The organism is bacterium (assembly GCA_023230585.1).
GTDB lineage: Bacteria > Ratteibacteria > UBA8468 > B48-G9 > JAFGKM01 > JALNXB01.
Map to the genome: position 1 here is coordinate 1 of JALNXB010000096.1, position 4,647 is coordinate 4,647.

General features: G+C 34.7%; 4 protein-coding genes. 2 read left to right on the plus strand and 2 right to left on the minus strand.

All coding sequences use genetic code 11. The features are described 5' to 3' along the window. Positions 1 to 426: 426 nt before the first annotated feature. A complete protein-coding gene (gene rbfA / locus M0P98_09205) occupies positions 427 to 720 on the plus strand; it encodes a 30S ribosome-binding factor RbfA (protein MCK9267024.1) in 294 nt (97 codons plus the stop codon). Next, positions 707 to 2,341, plus strand: coding sequence for an arginine--tRNA ligase (gene argS, locus M0P98_09210; protein MCK9267025.1), 1,635 nt, complete (start codon positions 707 to 709; stop codon positions 2,339 to 2,341). The genes rbfA and argS overlap by 14 nt, the downstream gene beginning before the upstream one ends. A gap of 381 nt (positions 2,342 to 2,722) precedes the next feature. Here argS and M0P98_09215 read toward each other — a convergent pair whose 3' ends face one another. Then, positions 2,723 to 3,604 (minus strand): hypothetical protein, encoded by an 882-nt coding sequence (locus M0P98_09215; protein MCK9267026.1) that lies wholly within the window; start codon positions 3,602 to 3,604, stop codon positions 2,723 to 2,725. A 42-nt stretch (positions 3,605 to 3,646) separates the two neighbouring features. Beyond that, a complete protein-coding gene (locus tag M0P98_09220; GenBank protein MCK9267027.1) occupies positions 3,647 to 4,387 on the minus strand; it encodes a sulfite exporter TauE/SafE family protein in 741 nt (246 codons plus the stop codon). Positions 4,388 to 4,647: the final 260 nt, after the last annotated feature.

Genomic DNA, 4,647 nt, shown 5'->3' on the forward strand with positions numbered 1-4,647 from the left:
CCACAATCGGGCACTCTGAGAACTCACCCTTCTGCATATAAAGCATCTCCGAAGGGTTTAACAGGCTCAGAGTAGAAGAACAAAAGGCTTGAACCTTTTGTTAACAGCCCCCCATTCCGTCTTTGCGAGCTGTTTTTTAGCGTGGCAATCTCGCCGAAGGCGGAAAAGGAAATGGGGGGTAAACAATAGTGTATAGGATAAAAACGAGGATTGCCGCAGTCACACAAAGCGTTCCTTCGCAACGACAAAAAGCGTCGGTTAGCACCTCGTAATTCGTGAATAGACACATACTTTTTTACTGGAAGAAAAGACAAAAAAATGGGAAGGAACAATATTTAATATTAAGTTCAATACAAGGAGTTTAAAATTAAAACTAAAAGACAAAAACAGGCAGAAAACCTTTTAAAAAAAGATATAGATGAGATTATCAGGCGAGAAATCTCTGACCCTAAAATAGGATTTTTTACTATAACCTATGCTCGTATTTCAAGAGATTTTAAAAATGCTACCGTAGGTGTTAGTGTTATAGGTAGTAAAGAGGTTCAAGAAGAAACATTTGAAGCAATAAAACATGCTACCGGTTATATTCATCACAAACTTTCAAAAAGGTCTGTTATGAAATATACTCCAGAGTTAAAATTTGAATATGATGATATGCCAGATTTAAGAGTCGAAGAGATACTTAAAAACATAGAGATGGAAGAAAATGAAAAAAATTAAGTGTAAGATTGAAGAAACCATAAAAAAATCTTTTGAATTTCTATTTGAGGGAGAAAATTTTGAAGAAGAAATTTCAATTTTGTCTTCAAACAGACCCGAGTTTGGTGATTTTTATACAAACATTGTTTTGCAAGTTGCAAAAAAGAAGAAAATTTCTCCTCATAAGCTTGCAACTGATTTATGTAACAAAATAACAGAAATATCTTCTGACGATATAAAAAAAGTAGAAGTAAAAAATGGTTTTATAAACTTTTTTATTAAAGATACCGTCTATCTTGAATATATCAAAAACTTACATAAAACATCTAACACTCTTCTACAAGAAGGTTTTGAAGGCAATAAAAAGATTTTAATAGAGTTTGTAAGCGCTAACCCTACAGGTCCATTAACTATTGCTCACGGAAGACAGGCAGCCTTTGGAGAGGCGTTGGCAAGAATTCTTAAATTTGCCGGTTTTGAGGTTGTGAAAGAGTACTATTTGAACGATGCAGGCAAACAGATACAACTTTTAGGTCAATCCCTTAAGGCTCGTTATTATCAATTAAAAGGCGAGCCAATGGAAATTCCAGAAGAAGGGTATGAAGGTGAATATCTAATTGAAATGTCAAAACAGGTAGGAGATGTTAAAGAGGAAGATAAGGATTTTTGGGGTAGGTTTGCCTCAGAAAAAATATTGGATGGGATAAAAGAGGATTTGAAGGTTTTTGGGGTTGTTTTTGATAAATGGACGAGAGAAGCCTCTTTTATAGAGGATGGTTCTTTGAAAAAAACAATAGAAGAACTCAAAGAGAGGGGACTAATATATTTATCTGATTCTTCTTGGTGGTTCAAAAGTTCTTTATACGGTGATGAGAAAGATAGGGTAGTCATAAAAAGTGATGGAGATTTAACCTACCTTGCAACAGATATTTCATACCATAAAGATAAACTCAAAAGAGGGTTTGATTTGTTAATCAATATTATTGGCCCTGACCACCACGGCTATATTCCTCGCCTAAGGGCAGCGGTTGAAGTTTTTGGAGGAAACCCAAGTAGTTTTATACCTATAATTGTTCAATTATCAACTCTTTATAGAGGTAAAGAAAAACTCTCTATGTCAACAAGGAAAGGGCAGTTTGTTTCTTTACGTCAACTTATTGAAGAGGTAGGTCCTGATGCTTCAAAGTTTTTCTTTATATTTAGAAAAACAGATAGCCACCTTGATTTTGACCTTGAACTTGCAAAGAAAAAATCTCTTGAAAATCCGGTCTATTATTTACAGTATGCTTATGTTAGAATGAAACATATACTAAACTTTGCGCAAGAGAACAACATTGATATTGAAAGCATAGAGCCAGATTATTCTTTGCTCAAAGAACCTGAAGAAATTGTAATTGCCAAAAAAATCACATCTTTTCCAGATACTATAGAAGGGGTTGTTCGCACGTACGGGGTACATCTTTTGGCTGAATACCTACTTGAACTATCTAAATTAATTCACTCTTACTACCAGAAACATAGAGTAGTAGATGAAAGCCAAAAAGAGTTGACTATGGCAAGGGTTGTTTTAATAAAAGTTGTATACCAGGTCTTTTCACGTTCTCTATACCTTCTTAATATCTCTTTACCAGACAGTATGTAATCTTGTGTGTTGCCTTCTCAACGCCCAATTTTATCATCTATGAACTTGTTTCAGGATCTCTCACTCAACCCACGCTGGTAGCAGGAAAAACGAGATTCCGGATCAAGTCCGGAATGACATATAGGGGGCAACCCCATCCTTTCTCAGTACGTCTTTCGTTTTTTCCTAGTCTGCTAACTGCCCCTCCACCTACGCCAAGGTATACCAGCCGAAGCTTGTATTTTAGCGTAGGTTGGCTTTGGTGGACAAGCCTCATCCCGTTAACCTCTCTGCAAATCCCTAAGGGCTTGTCCAGGGTTCACTCAAGGGGAGAGGGCAAAAGCGAGAAGGTGTATGCACCGTAGTACCAGAGTGAGTAGACACCCCATACTTTTTTACCCCTTAAGTCTCTCTAAAAACACACTCCTTAGGTACATTCCTAAAATCTAAGTTACTAACAAACCTTTTTGTTTTCTTATCGTGATACCCGGAAACATCTTCTTTAATCCCAAGGTTTTGTCTCACACTAAACATAGATAACTCCCTTATATACTTGCCTACTATTGAAGAGAGGGCAGCAGGGAAAGAGTGTTTTTCAACATTCATAAAAAAACCTAACCTTATACTTGCATCCTCTTTACTTAAAATATATATTGATTCTTCCATTGTTTCTGTGATAATTTCAATGTCATAATCTTTCATAACATATTTTAGATAAGGGTAATAAAACTTTAACCCACCAATTTTGCCTGCAAAAACTTCAAGATTCTCCTTATTGTTTACTCTTCTTATTATATTGCAGAAAGAGATAAAATCGAGAAAAAGTTTTGTATTTTCTTTGGTAAAACTATTGATTTCTTTAGGACATACAAATATGGAGTTGATAGATTGGAGTTTTAGGTTATTCTTATCTGCCCAACTTGAAAAATCAGTACATCTCTTTTTACTTTTCTCTGTATCTGCCCATAAAAACTCTGTAGGAAGTTTGTTGGTACAAATGTTTATATCTGAAGAACACTTATAAGGTAAACAAAAACTCTCAAAAATTTCTATAGGCGAGGTCGGCACACGTTCTTTTATTAGATAAAATAAAGATATAACTGTCTCTTCTAAAACTCCAAACTTGCTTTTTGTGCGAACTTTAAAAAACTCTTTGCTATCGGTTATATCTTTGAACCAATTAGTTGTACTTTCGTGATATTTTACAAGGATTCCCGTTATTACTAATGGTCCAAGTAGTGGACCTAAACCGTTTTCATCTATACCTAAAATTATCTTATGCATTAACAAACCCATTTCCTGCAAACCTGAGGCTTGCATTTTGTATTACCTTACAAGGATAGAAAGACCACTTAATATTAGAATAACCGCAAAAACTTTTCTTAATTTTTCTTTGGAAGTATTTATACTAATTTTTGAGCCAAACGGTGCTGCTATCATAGAACCAATTGAAAGGACTAAAGCTACCTTAAAATCAACAAGCCCTCTTACTATATAGCCGATACTTCCAGAAAGAGAATTAAAAAAAATCACAAGAAGAGCGGTTCCTATACAGGCATGCATTGGTATTTGAAGAAAAATATAAAAAAGAGGGATAATTAATACAGCGCCTCCAACTCCACAAAGACCCGAAACAAATCCTGCAAAAGTTCCAATAAGTATAACTGCAAGTTTATTTTCTTTCCTTGGGGTTGAACATTCAACTTGTTTCCCAGGGAAAAGCATTTTAATACCGAGAGAAAGAATCATAAATATAAAAATGTATTTAACTAAATTTTCTGGTAATCTACTTGTAAGGAGGGCTCCTATTTGAGTAGCGACTATCCCAAAAGGGAGTATAAGGAAAGCCAATTTTGAGTTTAGATTACCGCTTTTTTTGTAGTTAAAAAGACTGGAGATAGAAGTAAATACAATAATAGTCAAACTTGTCCCTATGGCAAACTTCATTCGAAGTTTAAAAATATGTACTATAACCGGTATTAGAATAGCTCCACCGCCCATTCCAAACATACCACAAAGAAAACCAGTTATTGCTCCTGTGATTAGTCCTTCTATAGCAAGAAACATAATTTATCCTTTTTTTTGTCCTTATTGTTTATTCCCATTTTTGCCTTTGTCGTTTCTTCGTTAAAAAAGTATGTGTCTATGAACGAATTACGAGGTGCTACTACACCTCAAGCAAGAATCGGGCTGTTAACAAAAGATTCAAGCCTTTTGTTCTTCTCCTATGTTAAAAGTCAAAAAATTCTACCCTAAAGACTTTTATTTTTAACAATTTTGTACTAACTGAAACTCATTAAAGTTTTCAAACATCAAATCATATTTCA

Coding starts and splice junctions, on each gene's coding strand:
- argS (MCK9267025.1), top strand. CDS start 707: ATGAAAAAAATTAAGTGTAAGATTGAAGAAACCATAAAAAAATCTTTT.
- M0P98_09215 (MCK9267026.1), bottom strand. CDS start 3,604: ATGCATAAGATAATTTTAGGTATAGATGAAAACGGTTTAGGTCCACTA.
- M0P98_09220 (MCK9267027.1), bottom strand. CDS start 4,387: ATGTTTCTTGCTATAGAAGGACTAATCACAGGAGCAATAACTGGTTTT.